This is a genomic window from Paucibacter sp. B51, from assembly GCF_027863535.1.
GTDB classification, from domain to species: domain Bacteria; phylum Pseudomonadota; class Gammaproteobacteria; order Burkholderiales; family Burkholderiaceae_C; genus Paucibacter_A; species Paucibacter_A aquatilis.
Window position 1 is genome coordinate 4,525,871 of record NZ_JAPIVN010000001.1, and the last position, 24,955, is coordinate 4,550,825.

Consider the following 24,955-nt stretch of genomic DNA (forward strand, 5'->3'; position numbering starts at 1 on the left):
TCAGCATAGGGCGCCGCTTGGTACCATCAAAGAGCCACTTTTCAAAAAAATGATGGAACCAATTTCCAAGCGGCGCCCGCCACAAGCCGCGCTGGCACTGGACCCGACCGGCATGCAACTGCTGGGCGAGGCGGGCACCGGGAATGACGCGGTGCCTGGCCTGAGCCAGCAGATCCACGGCCAGATCAAGGCCCGCATCCTGCAGGCCCAGCTGGCACCCGGCGCGCGCCTGCCGACCAGCCGCGCCCTGGCCCAGGCCCTGGCGGTCTCGCGCAACACGGTGCTGCGAGCCTACGAGCAGCTGGAGAGCGAGGGCTTCATCCGCTCGCGCATGGGAGCGGGCAGTTATGTCAGCGATCTGGCTGCACCGTCTTCATCCGCCTCGCCCACGGCCCCAAGCCGCGCCGCGAGCCCGCGCACGCCCGACAGCCCGCTCTGGTTGCGCCTGCAGGACTACCAGCCCAGCCCGGTGGTGCAAGGCCCGGGCCGGGCCTTCCGCCACGGCCTGCCGGCGCTGGACCTCTTCCCCCATGCACTCTGGTCGCGCCTGCAGGCCCGCTTCTGGCGCGCGCAAGCGCGGCCCGGCCCTCGGGCCTCCTTGAGCTACGAGGATGCCGCCGGCCTGCCGCGCCTGCGCGAGCTGATCGCCGGCTATCTGAGCCACTCGCGCGGCTTGCACTGCCGCGCCGATCAGGTGCTGGTGACGGCCGGCTCGCAGCAGGCGATTGCCATGGCCGCCCTGGCCCTGCTGCGCCCGGGTGACCGGGTGGGCATGGAATCGCCCGGCTACCGCGCTGCCGCTGCGGCCCTGGGGCTGAGCGGCGCGCAGGTGCTGCCGGTGCCGCTGGATGGCCAGGGCCTGCGCATCGGCGCACTGCAAGCCCTGGGGCGGCTGCGCCTGGTCTACACCACGCCCTCGCACCAGTACCCGACCGGGGTGGTGATGAGCGCGCAGCGGCGCCTGGAACTGCTGGCCTGGGCGCGCCAAAGCGATGCCTATGTGCTGGAGGACGATTACGACGGCGAGTACCGCTTCAGCGGCGTGCCGCTGGCGCCTCTGGCCTCGCTGGAAGGCGAGGCGGATGCGCGCACGCTGTATGTGGGCAGCTTTTCCAAGCTTCTGTTCCCGGGCCTGCGCCTGGGCTATCTGGTGGCACCGGCGGCCTGGTTGCCGACGCTGGCGCGCCTGCGCTCGGTGCTGGACCGCCAGGCCTCGATCGCCGACCAGGCGGTGCTGGCCGAGTTCATGGCCGAGGGGCATTTTCTGCGCCATGTGCGGCGCATGCGGCGGGCCGCACGCGAGCGGCGCGACGCCCTGCTGCAGGCCTGGTCCCAGCACCTGCTGCCCCTGCACCCGCAGCACCGCCTGCAGCCGGTGCCGGCCGGGCTGCAGGCCTTTCTGCCCCTGGCCGATCGTGCCGAGGAGACGCGCCTGGCCGAACGGGCGCGGCGCGCCGGCATCGAGCTGGGCGCGCTGGCACAGATGGGCGGCCTGCCGGCGCACAGCCAGCAAGCCGGCCTGGTGCTGGGCTTTGCCAGCGTGCCCACGGCCGAGATCGGCCCGGCCGTGCGCGCACTGGCCCAGGCCTGGTGGGATGGATCCAGCTGATCCATCCCGCCCCTCCCTGGCTCAGCTCTTGCCGTACTTGAGCTTGGCCTGGGCGACGCAGTTGTCCTTCGCCGTGCCGGCCATGGCATCGCACTTCTCAGTCGCGACCTTGTAATTGGCATCGCGCTTGTCGTCCTTGGCTTCGGTGACGGCTTCACCGACCTTCTTGGCCAGGGTCAGGTCGGCCAGGGCCTTGGTCTCGATGGCCTTGGCTTCCTTGACGCAGACATCCTTGTCGTTGCCGGACTTGTCGTCGCAGCGCTCCTTGGCCACGGCATAGGCCGATTCGGCCTTGGCCACGCCGACCTTGCGCTGGTCGGCCAGCGTGCCGCTGAAGGCGAACTCCTGCTCGGCCAGGGCGACCTTCTCCTTGGCCTTGGCTTCCTCGATGCAGATGTCCTTGGCGTTGTGTGCCATGGCATTGCAGGCCGCGCGATCGGTCTTGTAGCTGCTCTCGATGCGGCTGCGCGCATCGGCGTTCTCGGCCTTGCTCATGGCCCAGGCGCTGCTCAGCGGCAGGGCCGCCAGCAACAGGCCCAGCGCGCTGTGCTGGAACAGGGATGAGGCGATGGAGGTGTTGAGTTTCTTCATGGTGGGTCTTCCTTGATGGGCTGCGTTGAAACATGAACCGCGACGCGCCACTCAGGGCTTGCGGCTCGGGCCAGGGCCAGTGTGGGCGGGCCGCAGATCGGCCACCAGCGGACGACACCGCGAGCCCGCGTAGGCCCTGGCCTACAGGCCGCCAGCCACACTTCGGCTGTAGGCCTTGTCTGACACGCCCTCACCGGCTTCTCCGATGGCGCCGGCCTCGCCGGCGCCCGACACTGGGCCCCATGCTTGAACTCAAGGCCTTTCTCGTCGAAGACAGCCCGCTGCTGCAAGCGGAGCTGATCGCCACGCTGGAAGAGCTGCTGCCGCTGCGCGTGCTCGGCGTGGCCGACAGCGAGGCCGCGGCCCTGCGTTGGCTGGCCCTGCCCGGCCATCATGTCGATCTGCTGCTGATCGACATCTTTCTCAAGGGCGGCTCGGGCCTGGGCCTGCTGCGCGCGGTGCAGCGCCTGCCGCCACCCGATCTGCCGCGCCGCCTGGTGGTGCTCAGCAACTACGCCACGCCGGAGATCCAGCGCAGCTGCCTGGAACTGGGCGCCGACCGCATCTTCGACAAGTCCGGCGAGATCGATGCGCTGATCCTCTACCTGCGCGGCCTGCCGCCCCAGCTGCTGCCGCAGCTGGACCCGGCCCTCACAGGATCAAGCCGTGACGCAAGGCGTAATGCGTGAGCTCGCTGTTGCTGCTCAGGCCCATCTTGTCCATCACGCGGCTGCGGTAGGTACTGACCGTCTTGACGCTGAGGCACAGGGCCGGGGCCAGCTGGCCCACGGTCTGGCCGGCGGCCAGGCGCAGAAAGACCTGCAGCTCGCGCTCGGACAGCTGCTGATGCGCCTGGGCGGCATCCACGCCACCGGCCGCCAGGCCATCGGCCAGCTGCTCGGCCACGGCCGCGCTGATGTAGCGCCGGCCGCGGCTGAGCGTGCGGATGGCCTGCAGAAGGGCCTCGGGTTCGCAGTCCTTGCTCAGATAGCCGCTGGCACCCTGGCGCAGCAAGAGGCTGGCGTACTGGGTCTCGGGGAAGCCACTGAAGATCAGGACCGGCAAGCTGGGCGCGCGGGCGCGGATGGCCTGCAAGGCATCGACGCCGCTCTGATCGGGCATGGCGATGTCCAGCAGCATCACGTCGATGGCCATGCCGGTCTGCTCGGCAGCGCGCAGCAGCGCCAGGGCTTCGCGGCCCTGGGAGGCCTCGGCCACCACGCAGAAATCGGCCTGCTCGGAAAAATACTGGCGCAGACCCGCCCGCACAACGGCATGATCGTCCACGATGACGATATGGATCATCGCAAGGAGCCCCTGTTGCCTTGTTCCATGCACCGCCCCTCGGCGCACCGCGCCACCCGAAGGCCTGCCCCATGAAGACCCGCGCCCAGCGACGCCTGGCCCAGCTGGAAGCGCTGGTGCAGCAGCGCACCGCCCAGCTGGCCGAGCTGAACCTGCATCTGCAAAGCGCGCGCGAAGACGAACGCCAGCGCCTGGCCGCTGATCTGCACGACGAGCTGGGCGCCCTGCTGACCTCGGCCAAGCTGGACACCGCGCGCATCCAGGCCCGGCTGCGCCATCAGCCGCCCGATGCCGCCGTGGCGCTGGAGCGGCTCGATCACCTGAGTGCCACCCTGAACAGCGTCATTGCACTGAAGCGCCGCATCATCGAAGACCTGCGGCCCTCGGCCCTGATCCACCTCGGCCTCTTGCCGGCGCTGCAGGGCCTGTGCCTGGACTTTGCCGAGAGCAGCGGCCTGCAGCTGCGCAGTGCCTTGCAGCCGGTCACGCTGAGCCCGGCGCGCCAGCTGGTGCTCTACCGCGCGCTGCAAGAGGCGCTCAGCAATGTGGCCCAGCATGCAGCCGCGCAGCGCCTGGAGGTGCGGCTGCTGACCCTGGCCGCTGCGGCACCCGAGCCGACCTGGGTGGAGCTCAGCGTGCAGGACGATGGCCGCGGCTTCAGCGGCAGCGCGCCCGCGCGCAGCACCTCCTTTGGCCTGCTGGCCATGCGCTTGCGCATCGAGGCCGAGCAGGGCCGGCTGCTGCTGCATGCGCCGGCCGGTGAGGGCTGCCGCTTGCAGGTGCGCTTGCCGGCGGGCTGAGTGCACAGCGGCCAGCTTCATGAAGCCGCCGCCTCGTCGTGCGCCGCCCGCGCGGCCAGTCGCGCCGCCTCCGCCCGATCAAGCAGGGCCAGGGCCTCATCCGCGCCGGCCAGGCTTTGCGCCATGCCCAGGCTCAGACGAAGCGGCACGGTCAAGGGCGCCAGCCGCACCGGCCCGGCCAGGGCCAGCAAGAGCTTGCTCGAGGCCAGGCTCAAAGCCTGGGCGTCACCGCCCTGGTTCAGGCGCAGGCAGGCGAAATGGGCCCCGTCGAGCCGGGCCAGCATGTCCTCGGGCCGCAGCACCCGGCTCCAGCGCGCCGCCACCACCTTGAGCAGGGCCTGGCCGAACTCGGGGCCATGTTCGGCCTCGATGGCGGCGAAGCCCTCCACGCAGAAACTGAAGACCGCGATGCAGGGCTGCTCGCTGCGCCGATGCACCAGGCCATGGGCCAGGCGCTCCAGGAAGAAACGGCGGTTGGGCAGATCGGTCAGCGCATCATGCAAGGCCAGGTGGCGGCTGCGGCTGAAGGCATCGGGGCCGGGTGGCGCACGCCCTGGCGCCGGCTCGGGCTCCCTCACCTTGGCGCCCAGCGAGGTGCGCCCGCCCAGCTCCGCCTGCGCCTGGGCCAGCGCCACCTGGCCATCAAAGACCTGCAGCTCCAGCTGCAGCCGCCGCGCCAGCTCGTGCAACAAGGTGCTGTGTAGCTGATCCAGGGCCTGCACGCATTCCAGCACGGTGCGCCGCAAGGCTTGTGGCTCGGCCAACTGCCGCGGTGATGGGCCCGGTGGGCCTTGGCGCCTGGCGCTGCCACTGTCTCGCCTTGCGCTGCCACTGTCTCGCATGCCGCTGCCATCGTCGTGCGAGGCGTTGACGCTGGCGCGCAAGCGCTGCTTGACGGCATCGAGCAAGACGCTCCAGTCGGCCAGAGACACATCGCCGGCCGTGGGGTCCAGAACCAGGTCCTTGCCGCTTTCGCGCGCCGGGCTCGCCAGCGTGGCTTGCGGCGCTCGTGACGGCGGACTCAAGCATCCTCGGGCCTCGTGGGAATCAGCAGGTTTCATGGGCGCCCTCCTCCTTGTTGCGTGCCGCGGCCTTCAAAGGCGCAGGCAAGCAGGCTCAGATGCGGCCCAGCAGCATCAGGATCAGCACGACGAGCAGGATCAGGCCCAGCCCGCCGCTGGGCAGATAGCCCCAGCCCCGGCTGTGCGGCCAGGTCGGCGCCACGCCGATCAGCATCAGGATCAGGACGATCAACAAAATGGTGGACAAGCTCATGAGAGGCTCCGGGTCTGTGTGGATGCGAGGGCAGCGCACGGGATGTCGCTCCACCTTCAGACTACGCCGGCGCGCACCCAGCCTCGGTGCGCTTGCGAACATACCGCTCACTTGGGCCGTGCAGACAACACCGCCGCCAGCGAGGGCTGCCGGGCTCAGGACCAGCTCAGATCGCTCAAGCTCAGCGGCAGCTGGCGCACACGGTGGCCGGTGGCGGCAAAGATGGCATTGCACACGGCCGGCGCCAGCGGCGGCAGGGCCGGCTCACCCAGGCCGGTGACCGGATGGTCGCTGCGCAGGAAATGCACGTCGACCCGGGTCGGCGACTCGTGCATGCGCAGCAGCGGGTACTCGCCCAGATTGCCCTGCACGATGCGGCCCCGCTGCAGGTCGAGCTGGGCATGCATCAGCGTGCCCAGGCCATCGAGCACCGAGCCCTGGACCTGGTTCTCGGCACCGCTGAGATTGACGATTTGGCGGCCGATGTCGGACACCACCACCACCCGGTCCACCTTGAGCTGGCCGCTCTTGCTGACCGTCACTTCGGCCACCTCGGCGATGTAACCGCGGTGGCTGAAATGAAAGGCCATGCCCTGGCCCTGGCCGCGCGGGAATTTCTTCTGGCCCCAGCCGGACTTGGCCGCCAGCTCCAGCAGCACGGCGCGCATGCGGCCGGCATGGTAGGGCTGGCCGCGCTCATTGCTGGGCGGCACGATCTCGCGATCGCCGAGCAGCTCCAGACGCATCTCCAGCGGGTCGCGCCCAGCCGCATGGGCCAGCTCGTCGATGAAGCTGTGGAAGACCCAGGCGAACACGCAGCTGCCCGGCGCCCGCCAGGGACCCATGGGCACACCGCATTCCAGCGCGGTTTGCTCAAGCACGATGTTGGGCAGCCAGCGGCCGGGGAACTCATCGCCCGACAAGCTGCCGCCGCTGCCCGGCTGCAGCAGCGACTGACCCTCGCGCTGCACCCGGTTGGCAAAGGTGACGAAATGGTTGTGCCAGGCGCTGACCCGGCCTTGCGCATCGACGGCGCCACGCAGGTGGTGGAAGCCACCCGGGCGGAAATGGTCGTGGCGCAGATCATCTTCGCGGCTCCAGCAGAGCTTGACCGGCGCGGCCACGCGCTGGGCGATGGCCGCCGCCTCGACGATGAAATCCGAACTCAAGCGCCGCCCGAAGCCGCCGCCGCTGCGCGTGATGTGCAGGCTAATTTTTTCCTTAGGGATATTCAGGGTGTTGGCCACCAGGTTCTGACCCGAGGCCGGGTTCTGGGTCGGGGCCCAGAGTTCCAGGCTGGCACTCTCTGGCTTCCACCAGGCCGTGCAGTTCTGCGGCTCCATGCTGGCGTGCGAGATGAAGGGGTAGCTGTAGCTGGCCTCCACCACCTTGGCGCCGCTGGCCCGCAAGGCCTGCTCGACATCGCCGTCACGGCGCAGGCTGCTGGCACCGGGCTTGCCGCGCAGGGCCGCGGCTTGGGCGGCAAAGCCGTCCCAGCTCTGCGTGGCCACGGCGCCCTCGTCCCACTGCACGCGCAGTTGCTTGCGAGCGCTGAAGGCGGCCCAGGTCGTCTCGGCCACGATGGCCACACCGGGCATCAGGCCGTTGAGATTGCTGGTGCCCTCGATCACAAAGGCATCGCGCACGCCGGGCAGCGCCTTGACCGCCGCCAGATTGGCGCTGATCACCTTGCCGCCGAAGGCCGGGCACTTCTCGTACACCGCGTAAAGCATGCCGGGCAGCTTGACGTCAATGCCGAACAGCGGCGCGCCGCGCACCAGCGCAGCATTGTCGACACCGCCGATGCGCTGGCCCAGCAGCTGGTAGTCCTTGGGGTCCTTGAGCTGCACGCTGGCGGCATCGGGCAGGGGCAGCGTGGCGGCCAGGCTGGCCAGCTCGCCATAGCCCAGCTTGCGGCCTGTGGGCCGGTGGTGGACGAAGGAGTCGCGCGCCTGGCAATCTGCCACTGGCACGCCCCAGCGCTGCGCCGCCGCTTGAACCAGGAGCGTGCGGGCGGTGGCGCCCAGGCGCAGGAAGTCCTGGTAGTTGGTGGGCGTGGAGGTGGAGCCGCCCGCGCCCTGGCTGCCGTAGATGGGGTCCAGATCGCCCTGCACGATCTTCACATCGCGCCAATTCACCGACAGCTCTTCGGCAATCACCATGGGCAGCGAAGTCTTGATGCCCTGGCCGATCTCGGGCTGCTTGGAGATCAAGGTCACCACGCCCTCGGGCGAGATGCTGATGAAGGCGCTGGGCTTGAACGCCTGGGCCGCTGGGGGCTTGGCACTTTGCGCCAGGGCCACGGTCGAGCCGCTGAGCGCCAGCACCAGGCCGGCGCCGCTGTGCCCGAGGAAGCGGCGGCGGCTGGGGTTCACCAGGGCGGGGCGACTCATACGCCCTCCTTCGCTTGCGGCTTGGTCTTGCGGGACACCGGAGATTTGACGGGCACAGCCGCAATCTCGGCGGCACGGTGGATGCCCGCGCGAATGCGCAGGTAGGTGGCACAGCGGCAGAGGTTGCCGGACATGGCGCCGTCGATGTCGGCGTCGCTGGGCTTGGGGTTGTCTTTGAGCAAAGCCGCGGCCGTCATGATCTGGCCGGCCTGGCAGTAGCCGCATTGCGGCACGTCCAGCTCCACCCAGGCCTGTTGCAGGGGATGGCGGGCCTGGGCATCCAGGCCTTCGATGGTCAACACCTTCTTCAAACCGACGGTGGCCACCGGCGTCATGCAGGAGCGAGTGGGCACGCCGTTGAGGTGCACGGTGCAGGCACCACAGGCACCGACGCCGCAGCCATACTTGGTGCCGGCCAGGTCCAGGCTGTCGCGCAGCACCCAGAGCAGGGGCGTGTCGGGCGCCACATCGACCTGGCGGACGTCACCGTTGATATGAAGACGGAACTGGCTCATGCTGCGGGCTCTCTGCGGTTCTGGGCTGGCACGGCTGCCGTGTGGCGGCAGCCCGTGAACTTGGCGCGAGGCAGCATAGCAAGAACAGGGCGCGGGCGCTTGGCCGCCACCGCGACCCGCCCAGCCACTGCGGCTATTGCTGCTGGAGCAAGAGCTGCAGGATCACCCCGGTGGCAATGGCCACCAGCAGGTAGTCACCGCCCGACTGCACCCAGTGGTAGCCGCGCGGCGGCGCGCTGAGCCGGTGGCCGCGCCAGTCCTCCACCACATAGCGAGGGCCACGGTACTCGCGCGGCAGACGGCTGCCGCGGTAGTAGGCATGGTCGGGGCCGGCGCCGCGGGCCTCGCCACGGCCGTGAAACTGCCCCCGGTCTCCCGGCTCATCGCGAGCATGTCGCCCTTCGCGGCGTTCCTGGCGCTCGTCACGCTGCCGGCGCTCCTCACGCTGTTGGCGCTCCTGCCTGTCCCGGCCTTGCGCTTCGCCGCGCCCCCGTTCGCCCCCGGGCTGAGCCTGGGCCGGCACCAGGGCGGCACTGAGGGCCAGCAGGCCCAGGCAAGCCGCCCGAGCGATGCGGCGGAACGGGGGTGGGCGCGGGAGTGGGCGCAGGGGTGTGAGATTCAGCGTCATGGCAGTTCTCCGGTGGCAGGGTTCGAAGGGCTGGAGCCTCGGGCCATCATCAATGGCCGCTGCTGTCGCCATGCCGACCCGACTCGAACAGAAACCAGGTGCGGCGCTCGCCGGCATCGATCCAGGTTTCGATCAGGCTGGCCGTGGCCAGGTCGCGGTGCTCGACGCACAGTTCATGGCCCTGTCGCAGCCATTGGCTCAGCGTCTTGTTGTCCTCGCAAAGTTCGGCCAGCATGTCGGCCGGCTCGACAAAGGGCGCGTCGTTGTCCAGCAGTCGCTGGCTGCGGGTGATGTGGCCGATGGAGCGCAAGGTGGAGCCGCCGAGCTTGCGAATGCGCTCGGCCAGCGGGTCGGTCATGGCCAAGAGCTCCAGCGATTGCTCGTCCAGCATCAGGTGGTAGTCGCGGAAATGCGGGCCACTCATATGCCAATGAAAGTTCTTGGTTTTGAGGTAGAGCGCAAACACATCGGCCAGCACGCCGTTGAGGCTGGCCGACAGGTCACGGGTGGCGTTGGGGTGCAGATCGGTCGGGGTTTGCAGCGCGGCGCCGCGGTGCGCCAGGGCACCCTGGGTGTTGTGGACAGGGGTGGGAGTGGGGTACATGCGGAGGCTCCGGTGGGGTGAAGAATCCACCCCGCCTTAGGCGCGAGCGCCGCTTGAATCTGTGCGCCGACGCACGTTGAGCGCCGGAAACTGGGCGGCATAGTGGCGCTGGTCGCAGGCATAACAGCTGCACGCAGCGGCTTCAAGACCGGCCCGGTCCAGCACCGTGAGCAGGCCACGGTGGTAGCGGATCAGGCCGCTGCGCTGCATGGCGCCGGCCGCTTGGGTCACACCCACGCGCCGCACGCCCAGCATGAAGGCCAGGAACTCCTGCGTCACCGCCAGCTGGGCATGGCCGGCGCGATCCTGGCTCATCAGCAACCAGCGCGCCAGGCGCGGGCCGATCTGGTGGAAGCGCAGGCAGCCGGCGGCGCTGGCCAGCTGGGCCAGGCGTACGTAGAGGTAGCGTTGCAGCAGCAGGCGCAGCGGCAGGCTGCGCAAGAGCTCGGCCCGAAAGGCCGACGCGCCCAAGCGCCAGGCCCGGCCCTCACCTTGCACCATGGCGCCCAGCGGGGCCCGGCTGACGCCGAGGATCAGCTGCAGGCCCAGCATGCCCTCACGGCCCACCATGCCCATTTCCAGGCTTGGGTGCTCATCGATCTGAGCCAGCAAGGAAATGAAAGCATCGACAGGAAAATAGACGTAACGCGTGGCCTCACCGGCTTCGAACAAACGCTCCGAAAGCTTCAGATCCACCGGTTCGCACAGCGCCAGCAAACTGGCCCGTCGCGCCGCAGGCAGCGCCGCAATCAGGCGATTTTGTGCGGGCAGACGGGCATCGCCCTTGTGCGGACGCGTGGAGACAGGCGGTGTCGTCGAGTTCACGGCAACTTTCGTTTGCGCCGCAAAGACTGCGGCGCTGCTGCCGCCAGATTGAGGCCGGCGCGGCAAGCTCTCTGTCTGCAAGCGCACATGCGGCGGCATCCTGCGTGGCAGTCTGCGCCGCCGTATCGCATCAGACCGCGATGCGCTCCGGCAGCAGGCGGTCGTATTCCTTCTTGACCACGCCGTAGCACTCGCAGCTGCGCTGCTCCAGACCGGCACGGTCCAGCACCGAGATGTGACCGCGCGCATAGCGGATCAGGCCCAGCTTCTGCAGCTTGAGTGCGGCCTCGGTGACACCCTCGCGGCGCACACCCAGCATATTGGCGATCAGCTCCTGGGTCATCACCAGTTCATCACCCTGCAAGCGGTCCAGGCTCAAGAGCAGCCAGCGGCAAAGCTGCTGATCCAGGCTGTGGTGGCGGTTGCAGGCGGCCGTCTGGGCCATCTGCGTGATCAAGGCCTGGGTGTAGCGCAGCAGCAGATGCATCAGCGGGCCGCTTCGGTTGAACTCCTCGGTCAGCGCGCCGGCGCGCATGCGGTAGCCCAGGCCGGCGCTCTGCACCACCGCGCGGCTGGGCGTGGAGCCGCCGCCCATGAAGAGCGAGATGCCGACGATGCCTTCATTGCCCACCACAGCGATCTCGGCCGAGGCGCCGTTCTCCATCACGAACAGCAGGGAGACGATGGCATTGCAGGGGAAATAGACATGGCTCATGGGCCGGCCCGATTCGTACAGCACCTGGCCCAGGGGCAGGTCCACCGGCTCCAGAAATCCTCGGCAGCGCAGCCATTCGGCCTCGGGCAAGGCGGCCAGCAGGTGATTCTTCTTCGGGTCCATCGTGTGTGCCATCGCAGCTCCCTGTGGTGGTGCGCAGAGCTCGCTCCTGCGCCGAACGCCATCAGCAGCCAGGGTCTGGCGTGCAGGGCGTTCGCCCGACTATAGGCAGCCGAGCCTGGCCGGTATGTTCGCCAGCGTACACAAGGACCAAGCCGACCGCCTGCGTCCAAACGCATCCGCTGCACCCCATGCCCCATCGGTGCGCAGGCGCACAGAGCGCAGGCACCTCCGGCGCTTAGCCTGGGCCGGGCGGCCAACAGGCCACGCCTCCTGTCCTCGTCCTTGCCAAGGAATCCCATGCCCCTGATCACCTTGCGCCAAAGCCGGCGCGCCTGCCTGGCCGATCTGGCCTTCTACGCCCTGGCCATTGCCGGCCTGGCGGCCGCCCTGTGGCTGAACGCCGCAGCGCCAAGCTGGCAGCCGCAATCTGCAGCGCGGGTGCTGGGCCTGTTCCTGCTGGGCCTGCTGCTGTGGTCGCTGCTGGAGTACCTGACCCACCGCTTTGTGCTGCACGGCCTGCAGCCCTTCCAGCGCTGGCACGCCCTGCACCATGCCTTGCCACAAGCCCATGTGGGCCTGCCCACCTGGCTCAGCGCCAGCCTGTTTGCCACGCTGGTATTTGCGCCCCTGTACTTGCTGCTCGGCGGCGTATGGAGCACGCTGGTGATGCTGGGGGTCTTGAGCGGCTACCTGGTGTACTCGGCCATCCACCATGCCGTGCATCAAGGGCTGGCGGCCGAGCGAGCACCGGGCGATTGGCTGGCCCGGCGTGCACGCTGGCATGCCCTGCATCACCAGGGCGGCGCTTCACGCTGCTACGGCGTCAGCAGCAGCTTCTGGGACCGGGCCTTGGGCAGCCATCTGCGCGCGCGCGGCTCGGCGCCCGCTGGATCGGCCCCGCCCAAGCCTGCCGCGCCGGAGGCACGCCACAGCGCTGCGGTACGCCAGCGTACAGACCCCTGAGGCAAAGCCGCTGAGACTGAAAGTTCGCAGTCTTTCAGGGCGCTTTGGCTCCCTGCCCCGTCTTCACTCCACAAGGATCACCATGTCGCATGGCACACACCTCCGCAGCAGCCGCCCCTCACTCCGGCTTGCGGCTCGTCCGCTCATGCAAGGCCTGGCGAGAGCGGGGCTTTGCAGCGCGATCGGCCTCCTGCCCTTGCTGGCCCTGCCCGCCTGGGCGCAGTCCGATGAGCCGTATATGTACGGCGGCTTCGGTGCCGGCCAGGCGCGGGCCAAGCTCGATGCCGAACGCGCCCTCGGCGTGGTGCTGCCTGCCGGCGTCACCGCCACCAGCATCTCGCGCGATGAGCGTGACACGGCTTACAAGCTCTTTCTCGGCTACCAGATGAACCGCTACTGGGCGGTCGAGGCCGGCTACTTCCAGCTCGGCCGATTCAATATCGATGCCAGCACCACACCGGCCGGCACAGTCAACGGCCGCTTCGACCTGAAAGGCATCAATCTCGATCTGGTCGGCAAGCTGCCGATGAGCGATCAATGGTCGCTGCTGGGCCGAATCGGCACGCAGTTCAACCGCACCCGCACCCATTTCGACGGCAGCGGCGCCGCCGCGCTGAACGGCTATGACCCCAGCCGCCGCGACACCAATATGAAGCTCGGCGCCGGTCTGGAATGGAACCCGGGTGGCATGGCCGTGCGCGCCGAAGCGGAGCGCTATCGGGTGCGCAATGCCCTGGGCTATCACATCCCCGTCAACCTGGTGTCGCTGAGCCTGGTCTTCCCCTTCGGCCGCTCGCCCACCTCGGCCCCGCGCATGAGCAGCGTGGCGCCCAGCTACAGCCCGCCCGCCGCGGTGATGGCCGCCGCGCCGCCGCCACCGCCGCCCGAGCCCGTGGCCACACCGATGCTGCTACCGCCGCCCGCGGCCGGCATCCCCATCCCACCGCGGCGCCTGAGCTTCTCGGCCGAATCGCTGTTCGGCTTTGACGAGGCCCAGATCCGCCCCGAGGGCGCGCGTGCGCTCGATGCCCTGGCGGCCGAGCTCAAGGGCAGCAGCTTCCAGCTCGTCACGGTCGAGGGCCACACCGACCGCATCGGCCGCAGCGACTACAACCAGACCCTGTCGCAGCAGCGCGCCGATGCGGTCAAGGCCTATCTGATCAACCCTGGCGGCATCGAGGCCAGCAAGATCAGCGCCCTGGGCAAGAGCGAATCGATGCCGGTGACACGCGCGGGCGACTGCAAGGGCGAGCACAAGTCTGCGGCCCTGCTGCGCTGCCTGCAACCTGACCGCCGGGTCGAGGTGGAGGTGCAGGCCGAGGTCAGCAGCAGCGGCATGAGCAAAAGCAGCGGCAACAACAACAGCAGCCCGCGCTGAGATCGGAGTCACGCATGAACCCCAGCCTGCCCGCCTTCACCGCCCCGAACCCAGCCTGCGCGCAAGACCGCCTGGCCCCGCCAGGTCGTGGTGAGGATTCCGCGGCCAGCGCCGCCGCCCTGGGCGCCCATCTGGGCCTGTGCCGGGCCTTGCGCGGGCGCTTGTTCGCCCTGCGTTGCGGCGCCGATGCCCTGGTGGGCTTTGTCAGCCGCCGCAGCGTCACCAGTGCCCTGCTGCTGGCCACCCTGGCCGCCCTGCTCTACCAGGCCTGGCGCTGAGCGATGGAGCTGCTGCACGCCCTGCTCGACCCCCGGCAGGGCCGCATGCTGGCGCCCATCCGCGCGGAAATCTTTGGCCGGCAGCGCTTTGCCCAGCATGGCCGCAGCCTGGCCGCCACCCACCGGGTGCGCGCGGCCCGCGAACAGCGGCGCGGCCAAACCTTTGTGCCGCGCCTGCGCAGCAATATCGACAGCCTGCGCCAGGCCCATCGCTTCCTGGCCCGCCAGGCCAGCACCGGCTTCGACATCAGCCCGGCGGCCGAATGGCTGCTCGACAACTTCCACCTGATCGAGGCCCAGCTGCAAGAGGTGCAGCAAGGCCTGCCGCGGCGCTACTTCCGCGCCCTGCCCGTGCTCAGCGAAGAGCCGCTGGCCGGCCTGCCGCGCGTCTACGGCGTGGCCTGGGCCTGCATCGCCCACACCGATGGCGCCTTCGATGAAGACCTGCTGGTCCATTTCCTGTGTGCCTACCAAGGCGTGCGGCCGCTCAATCTGGGCGAGATCTGGGCCCTGCCCACCACCTTGCGCGTGGTGCTGATCGAGAACCTGCGCCGCCTGGCCGAGCGCGTGGCCGGCCAGAAGGCCGCGCGTGAGCTGGCCAACCAGGCCTGTGACCGGATCGCCGAACTCGATGTGGCCACGCTGGAAGCCCAGCGCACCGCCCTGCAGCAGCGCGGTCTGGACCAGCCCTTTCTGGCGCAGATGGCCCAGCGCCTGCTGCACCGTGCCGAGCCGCTGGATGCGGCGGCGCCTCTGGCCAGCCAGGCCCGCCGCGCCTGGCTGCTGCAAGCCCTGCCCGACCCGGCCGCCGCCCAACTGCAACAAGCGGCCGAGCAGACGGCCGACAACCTCAGCGTCAGCAACGCCGTGCACTCCCTGCGCGTGATCGGCGAGGCCGATTGGCCCGAGATCATCGCTCGCAGCAGCCCGCTGATGCAGCTGCTGCTGGGCTGCGAGAGCTTTGCCGCCGAGCACAGCCGCACCCGCGACCAGACCCTGCATGCCATCGAGGCGCTGGCGCGCCGCTGCGGTCGCAGCGAACTGGGCGTGGCCCAGCTGCTGCTCGATGTGATGCGCTGCCCACGCGCCGGCGTCGTTCTTCCTGCGGCCCACACCCAGACCTGCGGCCACTGGCTGCAAGGCGAGGGCCGGCCGGCCCTGCTGCAGGCCCTGGGCCTGCGCGAATCGCCCGGCCTGGCCCTGCGCACCGTGCTGCGCCGCCGTGCGCTGCCGCTCTACCTCGGCAGCCTGGGCCTGGCCACGGCCGCGGTGCTGGCCATGTTCTGGTGGCTGGAGCCCTCGCTGGCGGCCGCGCCCTGGCCGGCCCTGCTGGCCTGTGCGGCCCTGATGCTGCTGCCGGCCTCCGAGGCCTGCCTGGCCTTGATGAACCGCCTGCTCAGCGAATCGCTGCGCCCGGCCGAGCTGCCCCGCCTGGCCCTGGCCGACGGCATTCCACCGGCCCAGCGTGTGCTGGTGGTGATGCCGGTGCTGCTCAGCGACGCGGCCACCATCGCCGCTCTGGCCCACCGCCTGCACCTGCACCAGCTGGCCAATCCCGAGCCGCAGGCGCAGTTCGCCCTGCTCAGTGATTGGGCCGATGCCGATCAGGCCAGCAGCGAGGGCGACGAGGCCCTGCTCGGCGCCGCCGTCGCCGCCCTCGGCGCGCTCAACCGAGCCGCGCCGGTGGCGCCCGAGGCCCCGGCGCGCTTTCTGCTGCTGCACCGCCCGCGCCGCTTCAGCGACAGCGAGCAGCGCTGGATGGGCTGGGAGCGCAAGCGCGGCAAGCTGGAGCAGTTGGTCGAGCATCTGGCCTGCCCGGGCGAGGCGGTGTCGCCCTTTGTCGAGCTGGGCCGACTCTCGCAGCCGGCGCCGGGCATCCACCACCTGCTGACCCTGGACAGCGACACCCAGATGCCGCCCGGCCGCCTGCGCGAGCTGGTCGGCGTGGCCGCCCACCCGCGCAACGAGCCGCGCCTGAGCGAGGCCGGCGCCACGCCCGAGCAGCCGCGCCGCGTGCTGGCCGGCTATGCCATCCTGCAGCCGCGCGTGGTCACGCCGCTGCCGGCGCGCAGCGACTTCACGCCCTACCACTGGCTGTTTGCCGGCCAGTGCGGCATCGACCCCTACGGTTCGGCCAGCTCCGAGACCTACCAGGACCTGTTCGACGAAGGCAGCTTCAGCGGCAAGGGCCTGCTCCATGTGCAGGCCTTGCAGGCCGTGCTGAACGGCCGCCTGCCCGAGGGTCAGGTCTTGAGCCACGACCTGCTGGAAGGTGCGCTGGCGCGATGCGCCGCGGTCAGCGACATCAGCCTGGTCGAGGATGCGCCCTTCCATGCCGAGGTGGCCGCCTCGCGCCTGCACCGCTGGATCCGCGGTGACTGGCAGCTGCTGCCGTTTCTGCTGCCCGCCCTGATGCCGCAGCGCTGGAGCCGCCAGGCCCTGCGCCTGGGTGGGCTGAACCGCTGGAAGCTGGCCGACAACCTGCGCCGCTCCCTGGTGGCGCCGGCCTCGCTGCTGCTCTTGCTGCTGGCCCTGGGCCTGCCGGCCGGGCTCTGGCTGGCACCGGGCGCGGCCCTGGCTCTGGTGCTGGCCGCCCATCTGGCCGGGCCGCTGCTGGGTGCCCTGGCCGGCCTGCTGCCCAGCCGCAGCGGCATCGCCCTCGGTCATTTCCTGCGCGAGGGCGGGGCCGAGCTGGCCCGGGCCCTGCTGGCCAGCCTCTGGCAGCTGGCCCTGCTGCTGGAGCAAAGCGCCCTGGCCCTGGATGCCATCGTGCGCGCGCTCTGGCGCAGCGGCCACAGCCACCGCCTGCTGCTGCAATGGACCACCGCTGCCGCCGCACAGGCGGCCCTGCTGCACAGCGGCACGCACTGGACAGCGATCTGGGCCCGGCACCGCCGCGTCACCGTGGCCGGCCTGCTGCTGGCCGCAGGCCTGAGCCTGGCGCCCGCCACCGCACCGCGCCTGGCCCTGGGCCTGGGCCTGTGCCTGCTCTGGGCCGCCAGCCCGCTGTGGCTGGCCTGGGCCAGCCGGCCCGGCTGGCTGCAAGCCGGGCGGCGATCGCAGCGCATGGATGGGGCCGAGCAGCGCTATCTGCGCGGCATTGCCCGCGACACCTGGCGCTTCTTCGAGCGCTGCGTCGGCCCGCAAGACCGGCAGCTGCCCCCCGACAATCTGCAGCTGCTGCCGCAGGAGATGGTGGCCCACCGCAGCTCGCCCACCAATATCGGCCTCTACCTGCTGAGCGTGGCCTGCGCCCGCCAGTTCGGCTGGATCGGCAGCGAGGAGCTGATGCGCCGCCTCAGCGCCACCCTGGACAGCCTGGCCGCGCTGGAGCGCCACCGCGGTCATTGGCTGAACTGGTACGACACCGAAACTGGCACCGCCCTGCTGCCGCGTTATGTCTCCACCGTGGACAGCGGCAATCTCTGCGGCCATCTGCTGGCCGTAGCCCAGGCCTGCCGCAGCCTGGCGCTGGCGCCCTGGGCCAGCAGCCCCGCCGAAGCCGCGCTGGAAGACTCACGCCAGCGCCTGCAGCCGCTGCGGGTGCTGTGGCCGCTGGCAAGTGAAGGCCGGGAACCGAGCTGGCCCCGCCTGCGCGAGCTGATCGAACTGCCGGCGCCGCTGGCCCAGGCGCGCGCCGATGCGGCGGGCTTCGAGCTGCTGCTCGAGCAGGCGGCCGGCGAGCTGGCCCAGCGCCGCACGCACAGCACCGGCGCGCATGAGGCGCCGCCCGAGCTCAGCAGCGACCCGCGCGAGCAGCTGAACTGGCTGCTGCTGGACCATCTGAACCTGCTGCGCTCGGCGCTGGAGGACATTCAGGCGCAGGCCAAGGGCCGCACGGCCACGGCCAGCCCCCAGTTGCTGGCCCTGGCCCAGCGCTGCGAAGCGCTCGCCGCCGAGCCCGACTTCGGTTTTCTCTACCACCCCAAGCGCCATCTGCTGCACATCGGCTTCCGCGTGGCCGAGCAGGAGCTGGACGCCGGCTTCTACGACCTGCTGGCCTCGGAGTCGCGCCTGACCAGCCTGCTGGCCATGGCCAAGGGCGATGTGCCGGTGCGGCACTGGGCGGCGCTGGGCCGGCCCTTCTTTGCCTCGGGCCTGGCAGCGGGGCTGCGCTCCTGGTCGGGCTCGATGTTCGAGTACCTGATGCCCAGCCTGATGCTGGACGAGCCGGTGGGCAGCGCCCTGCGCGGCGCCTGCCGTGCGGCGATTGCCGAGCAGCGCGCCTTCGGTGCCCGCACCGGCCTGCCCTGGGGCATCTCGGAATCGGCCTATGCCGGGCGCGACCACAGCCTGGCCTACCAGTACGCACCGCAAGGCGTGCCGCGCCTGGCCCTGCGCCGCACGCCGCCCGAGGAGCTGGTGATCGCGCCCTACGCCACCGCCCTGGCCGCGCAGTTGGAGCCGCGACTGGCCTGCCGCAACTTCGCCCTGCTGGAGGAGCTGTCCGCGCGCGGCCGCTACGGCTTCATCGAAGCGCTGGATTTCAGCCCGGCACGCCAGGGCCAGGAGCAAGGCCCGGGCCTGCCCGAGCGCCGCCTGGCCGGCTGCGTGCCGGTGGTGACCTTCATGGCCCACCACCAGGGCATGAGCATCGCCGCCCTGGCCAATGTGCTGCTGGACGGCCAGGTGCAGCGCTGGGGCATGGCCTATGCGCCGCTGGAGGCGGTGGCCTCCCTGCTGCACGAGCGTGCGCCACGCGAGCTGCCGCGCCTGAGCCTGCCGGTGGCCCTGCTGCCGGCGCCGGTGTTTGAGCGCCGCGTCAGCGGCCTGCTGCGCGAGGTGGACCCGGGCGAGGCCGCCATCGAGCCCAGCCAGCTGCTCTCCAACGGCCGCTACCACCTGAGCCTGCGGCCCAATGGGGCCGGCGCTTCGCAGCTGGGCAGCAGCGGCTTGAGCCGCCAGCGCGACGATGCCTTGCGCGATGAGTACGGCAGCTTTCTCTTTCTGCGCGGCCTGGACCCGGCCGAGCCGCAGCGCCTGGTCTCGCTGACCCAGCATCCCGCGCCCGATGCTCGGGCCGATTACCGCTGCAGCTTCCACCCCGACCGCGTCTGCCTGAGCGCGCACTGGCCGGGCCTGAGCAGCCAGCTGACCGTCTGGGTCAGCCCCGAGGACGACATCGAGTTCCGCCAGGTCGAGCTGCACAACCTCGGTGATCGGCCGCTGGAGCTGGAGCTGATCTCGGCCTTCGAGCCCACCCTGGCCGAAGCCGGCGCCGACGAAGCGCACCCGGCCTTCAGCAACCTGTTCCTGCGCGCCCAGTGGCAGGCGGCGCAGCAGGCCCTGCTGCTGCAGCGCAAGCCGCGCCTGCCGGGCGAGCCCGAGCTGCTGCTGGCGCATTTCCTGACCGAGCTCTGCCCCGAGAGCCCCGCCGCCGAGAGCGGCCTGCACGGCCTGGCCCTGCAAACCGACCGCCAGCTCTGGCGCGGCCGCCTGCAGCCGGCCTGCCGCCCGCGCGGCCAGCTGCGCGCCGTGCCGGCCGGGCCAGATGCGGTGGTGCTGGACACCGGCCTGGACCCGGTCTGCGTGCTGGCCGCGCGCCTGCGCATCCCGGCCCAGGGCAAGCTGATGCTGACCTTTGCCACCGCGGCCAGCCGCGAGGCCGGCACGCTGCATGCGGTGATCGACAAGTACCGGCAGGCCGCCCATGTGCAACGCGCCTCGCTGATGTCGGCCACACTCTGCGGCATCCGCCTGCGCAGCCTGCGCATCAGCCCGGCCAATCTGGCGGCCGTGCAGACCCTGAGCAGCGCGCTGCTGCTGAGCCTGAGCCGCCCGCAGCTGCAAGAGGCGGCGGGCGTGCTGCTGGACGGCACGCCCGGCTGCGATCGCAGCCTGCTCTGGCGCTTCGGCATCTCGGGCGAGCGGCCGCTGATCGTCGTGCAAGCCGGGGTGATCGAAGGCCTGGGCCTGCTGCGCAGCCTGGCGCAGGCCCTGAGCCTCTGGGCCTGGGCTGGCGTGGCCTGCGATCTGGTGGTGATCAATGCCGAATCGGCCTCGTACCACATGGCCTTGCAGCGCGAGCTGGCGGCCCTGCGCGAACGCCATCTCGCCGAAGGCGCCGCCCAGGCGCAGATGCAGAACACGCACAACACCCAGGGCAAGGCCGCGGGCCCGAGCCGCACCCAGTTCCACCTGCTGCGCGCCGAGGATGTCAGCGCCGCCGAGCTGGACAGCATGCGCGCGCTGGCCAGCGTCTGCCTGGAGGCCGATGGCCGGCCCTTGCACCACCAGGTGCGGGTCTGGAGCGCCGCCTTCGAGGCCGCCTGCCAGCAGCGCCAGGACGGCGGCGCCGAGGTCGTGGCGCTGTGCCGCAGCGCGGCGCGGCAGCCGGCCGACCCGGGGCGCTTCAGCCCGGACGGCGCGCGCTTCGAGTTCGAGGTCAGCGCGCGCCAGCGGCCCGAGCGGCCCTGGATCAATGTGCTGGCCAACCCGGGCTTTGGCGCCCAGGTCTCGGACAGCGGCGCCGGCTACAGCTGGGCGCTGAACAGCCGCCTGCACCAGCTCAGCGCCTGGTCCAACGACCCCGTGGCCGACACCCCGGGCGAATGGTGGCTGCTGCAGGACGAGGCCAGCCAGGAGGTCTGGAGCCTGGCGCCCTCGGCCTGGGGCGAGGGCTCGCCGGCCCAGGTCTGTCACAGCCAGGGCTGGACCGAGATGCGCCAGCAGCGCGCAAGCCTGAGCTGGACCCTGCGCTGGTGTGTCGATGCCGAGCAGGCCATCAAGCAGGTGCAGCTGCGCCTGCACAACGCGGGTGAGCGCAGCCGGCGCCTGCGCCTGATCGGCCTGGTCGAATGGCTGATGGGCGCGCAGCGCAACGAGCGCATGAGCTGCGACAGCCGCATGCTGCAGCTGGATGGCGGCCTGGCCCTGCTGTGCACGCAGCGCGAGGGCTCGGCCGGCTTTGGCCAGAGCACCGCCTTCCTGACCCTGCTGCCTATGGCCCCCGGCACGGCCGGCCCCGAGGACAGCCTGGACTGGAGCTGCGACCGCCGCGAATGCTTCGACGCCCGCGGCCGCCTGCAGCTGCCGCAGCATGGCGGCGAGGCGCAGGGCGCCGGCCTGGACCCCTGCGCCCTGCTGAGCCGGCGCTGGACCCTGGCGGCCGGCGCGCGCTGCGAGCAGACCTTTCTGCTCGGCCATGCCGCCAGCCCGGCCGCGGCCCAGCGCCTGCTGACCCAGGCCGTGCGCCAGCCGCCGCTGCAGCGCCTGAGCCTGGTGCGGGCACGCTGGGACGCCCTGCTGGAGGCCAGCGAGGTGCAGACACCCGACCCGCTGTTCGACGCCCTGGTCAACCGCTGGCTGCTCTACCAGACCCTGGCCTGCCGCCTGTGGGCCAAGGCGGGCTTCTACCAGGCCGGGGGCGCCACCGGCTTTCGCGACCATCTGCAGGACGCCATGGCCCTGGCCTGGGTCGCGCCCGAGCTGCTGCGCGCGCAGATCCTGCTGCATGCCAGCCGCCAGTTCGCCGAGGGCGATGTGCAGCACTGGTGGCATGCGCCGCTGGGCGCGGGCGTGCGCACCCATTGCTCGGACGATCTGCTCTGGCTGCCCCTGGCCTGCCTGCAGCATCTGCGCATCAACGGCGATGCGGGCTTGCTGGACGAAAGCGTGCCCTTCCTGAACGGCGTGGAGCCGCCCGAGTTGGGCGAGGACCGCTACGCCCGACCCGGCATCAGCACCCAGCGGGCCAGCGTCTACGAGCACGCGGCGCTGAGCATCGACCGCAGCCTGCGCGTGGGCCGCCATGGCCTGCCCCTGATGGGCACGGGCGACTGGAACGATGGCATGAACCGCGTGGGCCAGGGCGGCCAGGGCGAATCGGTCTGGCTGGGCTGGCTGCTCTGGCGCCTGGTGATGGACTTTGCGCCGCTGGCACAGGCGCGCGGCCAGCATCTGCGGGCGCAGCGCTGGCTGGACGCGGCGCAGGGCTGGCAGCAGGCCTTGCTGGGCACGGCCTGGGGCGGGGCCTGGTTCACCCGCGCCTACTTCGACGACGGCCAGGCCCTGGGCGGCCAGGCACACAAGCCCGAGCCGGGCCCGGCCCGCATTGACCTGATTGCCCAGGCCTGGAGCGTGCTGTCCGGCGCTGCGCCGCTGGACCTGCAGGCACGCGCCCTGGCCTCGATGGATGGTTTGCTGGTGGACAGCAACGCCGGCCTGATCCGCCTGCTGGACCCGCCGCTGCAGGATGCTGCAGAAGCGGGGGCCGCCGGCACCGACCACGCCCACAACCCCGGCTACATCCAGGCCTACCCGCCCGGTGTGCGCGAGAACGGCGGCCAGTACACCCATGCCGGCGTGTGGGCGCTGATGGCCCAGGCCGGCCTGGCGCGCCAGCTGCTGGAGCTGGCCCAGGGCGAGCCCCAGCCTCTGGCGGCAGCAGCCCTGCAGGCCCAGGCCACACGCGCCAGCGAGAACGTCTACCGCTACTTCCGCTACCTGAGCCCGGCCCACCGCGCCAGCGACCCGCGCCAGAGCCGGGTCTACGGCGCCGAGCCCTATGCCGTGGCCGGCGACATCTACAGCGCCCCGCCCTACACCGGCCGCGGCGGCTGGAGCTGGTACACCGGCTCGGCCGCCTGGTTGCACCGGGCGGCGCTGGAATCCATCTTCGGCCTGGCGCTGGGCACAGACCACTTCAGCCTGCAACCCTGCCTGCCCCTGGCCTGGCCGCAAGCCCGCCTGATCCTGCGCCGCCAGGGCCGGCTGCTGCAGATCACCCTGCTGCGCGGCACGCCCGCGCAAGCCCAGGCCCTGGCGCAGGAACAAGCGGCGCAGCTGCTGCGACCAGGGCAGCGGCAGGCCCTCGCCGGGCTGCCACTCGAGGCGCGCTTTGTCTTGCAACTCTGAGGTCTGTCCGCCGGGGCATGCGCCCATGGAAAAGGGCGGCCGAGGCCGCCCTTCCCTTCTTCTTGACCGGCCGCGCGCTCAGCGCGAGGCCATCACCCCACTCTCATCCGAAAGCACGATCTCGACCCGTCGGTTCTGCTGGCGGCCGGCAGCGTTGTCATTGCTGGCGACCGGGTGGGTCTCACCCATGGCCTGGCTCACCACGCGGCCGGGTTCCACCCCCAGAGCCAGCAAGGCGCTGCGCACCGACTCGGCGCGGCGGCCGGACAGCGACTCGTTGCTGCTGGAACTGCCGACGCTGTCGGCATAACCTTCCACCCGCACGCGACGCTCGGGATAGGTCTTCAGAAAGACCGACAGACGCTCCAGGTCCCGCTGGGCACCGCTCTTGAGCTCGGCGCGGTTGTTGTCAAACAGCACATCACCGATGGTGATGACCAGACCGCGCTCGGTCTGCTTGGCATGCAACTCGCGGATCTGGGTCTCCAGCTGGTAGGTGCGAATGCGCGCCTGTTCGGCCTGGTTCTGCGCCTGCAGCTGGACGGCGGCCGTCTGCGCCTGGGCGTTCAGGCTGTCCTGCTGCGACTGCGCCGCCTGGGCCTGGGCGATGCCGGCGGCTTGACCCGCGCGATCGGCCTCTTGCGTGCGGGCCTGCAGGCGGATCTGGTCGCGCTGGGCATTGGCGCTGCTGACCGCCGCCTCGGCCAGCTTCTGGCGCGTGGTCTCCTGGGCGATGGCGACCTGCTGCTGGGCCAGGAAGGCCAGGTGATCGACCTTGGCGCTCGCGTCCTGCGCGGCCCAGGCGCTGTTGGCGCGGTCCAGGGCTTCGCGGGCCAGCTTCATCTCGCTGGCGGCATGGGCGGCCGTCTGCGGGTCGGCCTGGGCGCTGCGGTAATCGCTGCGCGCCCGGTCGAGCTGGAGGTTGTCGCTGGGCAGACTGCTGCAGCCCAGCAGGCTGGCCGAGACGGCCAGCAAGGCCGCACTGACCAGGGACAGGGAATGGATGCGACGGGGAGGCTTCATGGTGGGGGGTGTCCTTGTCGGAGAGATGGGTGGGATGCGCGGAACGGAATCGAGGCCGCTCAGGGCGTCTTGCGACGCAGCTCTTCGCTGAGCACACGGCTGGCCTCACGCAGCTCATCGGCGGCCTTGCCGGCCTTGCCGGCGCCGGCCTTCTTCTCGGCCAGCTGGGCCTGGACTTGTGCGTCCTGGGCCAGCCAGAGCGCCTGCTCGTAGTTCTTGTCGTTCATGGCCAGGCGGGCGCGGTCCAGCTTGTCCTGAGCGCTGCGCAGCTCCATCGGCGCCCACTGACCGGCGCCCGCAGCATTGGCGCTGGTCAAGGCCGCGGTGGACACCGCCATCTGCTCCGTAGGTGGCGGCATGCTGGCGCAGGCCGCCAACAGGCCGGCGCTGCAGAGGGTGGCGTAGGTCCACAGGCGTCGGGCGGTGCTCATGGGGATCGGGGGCGTGGTGGGGGTCGGGGGGGTCGGGGGGATGCTCATCAAGGGCTCCAAGGTGTTGACACGGATGAGCGAGCCTGAGGCGCGGGGCTGAGCGCGTCGGTTCGCTGGCGAACGCTGGCGGCCGATTCGGGCTCAAGGCCTCTTGTCCTACAGCGGATTGCGCTGTTGCCCTAGGCGGCCGCCCCCGGCGCCGCCGGATAGTGACGGTAGCCCGCTGCGGCGCATCCCGCGCCGGCGGCCTTTCAAGCAAGGAATCATCATGAATCAAGTCAGGCCACAGCTCACCCGCCCGCCACTCCGAACCCTGATCCTCGGCGGCATCTACACCGGGCTTTGCGCAAGCCTGCTGCTGATGGGCAGCGGCTGCGCCGTCACCCGCGGCCAGGAGACCGTCGGCGCCTATCTGGACGACAGCGCCATCACCACGGCCGTCAAGGGCCGCTTCATTGACAACAAAGATGTCGACGCCTCGGCCATCAGCGTCGAGACCCTGCAAGGCACGGTGATGCTCTCAGGCTTTGCCAAGAGCAGCCGCGAGAAGACCACGGCTGAAGCGCTGACCTGGAAGGTGGTGGGCGTGAAAGCGGTGAAGAACGAGATTGCCGTGCGGCCTTGAGCGGCCCGGCATCCCTCG

20 protein-coding genes are annotated in these 24,955 nt (G+C 70.7%); 8 read left to right on the plus strand and 12 right to left on the minus strand.

Annotated elements, in window-relative coordinates; translation table 11 throughout:
- Positions 1-49 precede the first annotated feature (49 nt).
- Positions 50-1,609 carry a MocR-like pyridoxine biosynthesis transcription factor PdxR gene (gene pdxR, locus OOB33_RS19060; protein ID WP_271009804.1) on the plus strand — a complete coding sequence of 520 codons (1,560 nt, stop codon included), beginning with the start codon at positions 50-52 and terminating at the stop codon, positions 1,607-1,609.
- Between the two features lie 21 nt (positions 1,610-1,630).
- Here the strand turns inward: pdxR and OOB33_RS19065 are convergent, their stop codons facing one another.
- On the minus strand, positions 1,631-2,200 hold the full coding sequence (locus tag OOB33_RS19065; RefSeq protein WP_271009805.1) for a hypothetical protein: 570 nt from the start codon (positions 2,198-2,200) through the stop codon (positions 1,631-1,633).
- Between the two features lie 242 nt (positions 2,201-2,442).
- Here OOB33_RS19065 and OOB33_RS19070 point away from each other — a divergent pair, with 242 nt between their 5' ends.
- On the plus strand, positions 2,443-2,889 hold the full coding sequence (locus tag OOB33_RS19070; RefSeq protein ID WP_102767139.1) for a response regulator: 447 nt from the start codon (positions 2,443-2,445) through the stop codon (positions 2,887-2,889).
- Here the strand turns inward: OOB33_RS19070 and OOB33_RS19075 are convergent.
- Positions 2,852-3,505: a response regulator gene (locus tag OOB33_RS19075; protein ID WP_102767140.1), complete on the minus strand. Its 654-nt coding sequence runs from the start codon at positions 3,503-3,505 to the stop codon at positions 2,852-2,854. The genes OOB33_RS19070 and OOB33_RS19075 overlap by 38 nt on opposite strands.
- Positions 3,506-3,576: 71 nt before the next feature.
- On the opposite strand from OOB33_RS19075, the gene OOB33_RS19080 reads away from it, so the two are divergent.
- Entirely contained in the window at positions 3,577-4,305 is a 729-nt protein-coding gene (locus OOB33_RS19080; protein ID WP_271009806.1) for a sensor histidine kinase, read from the plus strand.
- A gap of 17 nt (positions 4,306-4,322) precedes the next feature.
- On the opposite strand, the gene OOB33_RS19085 is transcribed toward OOB33_RS19080, so the two are convergent.
- The 8 genes from OOB33_RS19085 to OOB33_RS19120 form a co-directional block, all read right to left on the minus strand.
- Entirely contained in the window at positions 4,323-5,366 is a 1,044-nt protein-coding gene (locus OOB33_RS19085) for a GGDEF domain-containing protein (protein ID WP_271009807.1), read from the minus strand.
- 55 nt (positions 5,367-5,421) lie between these two features.
- Complete coding sequence (locus tag OOB33_RS19090) at positions 5,422-5,580, minus strand: DUF3309 family protein (RefSeq protein ID WP_171825999.1); 159 nt, start codon at positions 5,578-5,580, stop codon at positions 5,422-5,424.
- A gap of 155 nt (positions 5,581-5,735) precedes the next feature.
- Positions 5,736-7,973 carry a xanthine dehydrogenase family protein molybdopterin-binding subunit gene (locus OOB33_RS19095; protein WP_271009808.1) on the minus strand — a complete coding sequence of 746 codons (2,238 nt, stop codon included), beginning with the start codon at positions 7,971-7,973 and terminating at the stop codon, positions 5,736-5,738.
- Positions 7,970-8,488 carry a (2Fe-2S)-binding protein gene (locus OOB33_RS19100; RefSeq protein ID WP_271009809.1) on the minus strand — a complete coding sequence of 173 codons (519 nt, stop codon included), beginning with the start codon at positions 8,486-8,488 and terminating at the stop codon, positions 7,970-7,972. Before OOB33_RS19100 ends, OOB33_RS19095 begins: the two co-directional genes overlap by 4 nt.
- A gap of 133 nt (positions 8,489-8,621) precedes the next feature.
- Positions 8,622-9,116, minus strand: coding sequence for an RcnB family protein (locus tag OOB33_RS19105; protein WP_271009810.1), 495 nt, complete (start codon positions 9,114-9,116; stop codon positions 8,622-8,624).
- Between the two features lie 49 nt (positions 9,117-9,165).
- Positions 9,166-9,720 (minus strand): Dps family protein, encoded by a 555-nt coding sequence (locus OOB33_RS19110; protein WP_102767147.1) that lies wholly within the window; start codon positions 9,718-9,720, stop codon positions 9,166-9,168.
- A 36-nt stretch (positions 9,721-9,756) separates the two neighbouring features.
- The gene (locus OOB33_RS19115) at positions 9,757-10,545 is read right to left on the minus strand and encodes a Crp/Fnr family transcriptional regulator (RefSeq protein WP_271009811.1); all 789 of its coding nucleotides are present in this window, start codon (positions 10,543-10,545) and stop codon (positions 9,757-9,759) included.
- 130 nt (positions 10,546-10,675) lie between these two features.
- Positions 10,676-11,395, minus strand: coding sequence for a Crp/Fnr family transcriptional regulator (locus OOB33_RS19120; RefSeq protein ID WP_271009812.1), 720 nt, complete (start codon positions 11,393-11,395; stop codon positions 10,676-10,678).
- 285 nt (positions 11,396-11,680) lie between these two features.
- Here OOB33_RS19120 and OOB33_RS19125 point away from each other — a divergent pair, with 285 nt between their 5' ends.
- From OOB33_RS19125 to OOB33_RS19140, 4 genes are all read left to right on the plus strand, one after another.
- Complete coding sequence (locus tag OOB33_RS19125) at positions 11,681-12,346, plus strand: sterol desaturase family protein (protein ID WP_271009813.1); 666 nt, start codon at positions 11,681-11,683, stop codon at positions 12,344-12,346.
- Positions 12,347-12,542: 196 nt separating this feature from the next.
- Positions 12,543-13,724, plus strand: a complete 1,182-nt coding sequence (locus OOB33_RS19130) for an OmpA family protein (RefSeq protein ID WP_271009814.1) — start codon at positions 12,543-12,545, stop codon at positions 13,722-13,724.
- 14 nt (positions 13,725-13,738) lie between these two features.
- Positions 13,739-14,002 (plus strand): hypothetical protein, encoded by a 264-nt coding sequence (locus tag OOB33_RS19135; RefSeq protein WP_271009815.1) that lies wholly within the window; start codon positions 13,739-13,741, stop codon positions 14,000-14,002.
- Between the two features lie 3 nt (positions 14,003-14,005).
- Positions 14,006-22,858: a GH36-type glycosyl hydrolase domain-containing protein gene (locus OOB33_RS19140; RefSeq protein WP_271009816.1), complete on the plus strand. Its 8,853-nt coding sequence runs from the start codon at positions 14,006-14,008 to the stop codon at positions 22,856-22,858.
- A 78-nt stretch (positions 22,859-22,936) separates the two neighbouring features.
- On the opposite strand, the gene OOB33_RS19145 is transcribed toward OOB33_RS19140, so the two are convergent.
- Positions 22,937-23,881 carry an OmpA family protein gene (locus OOB33_RS19145; protein WP_271009817.1) on the minus strand — a complete coding sequence of 315 codons (945 nt, stop codon included), beginning with the start codon at positions 23,879-23,881 and terminating at the stop codon, positions 22,937-22,939.
- Positions 23,882-23,940: 59 nt separating this feature from the next.
- The gene (locus tag OOB33_RS19150) at positions 23,941-24,360 is read right to left on the minus strand and encodes a DUF4398 domain-containing protein (protein WP_271009818.1); all 420 of its coding nucleotides are present in this window, start codon (positions 24,358-24,360) and stop codon (positions 23,941-23,943) included.
- A 313-nt stretch (positions 24,361-24,673) separates the two neighbouring features.
- Between OOB33_RS19150 and OOB33_RS19155 the strand changes: the two genes are divergently transcribed.
- Entirely contained in the window at positions 24,674-24,937 is a 264-nt protein-coding gene (locus tag OOB33_RS19155; RefSeq protein ID WP_223696594.1) for a BON domain-containing protein, read from the plus strand.
- The last annotated feature ends 18 nt before the right edge of the window (positions 24,938-24,955 follow it).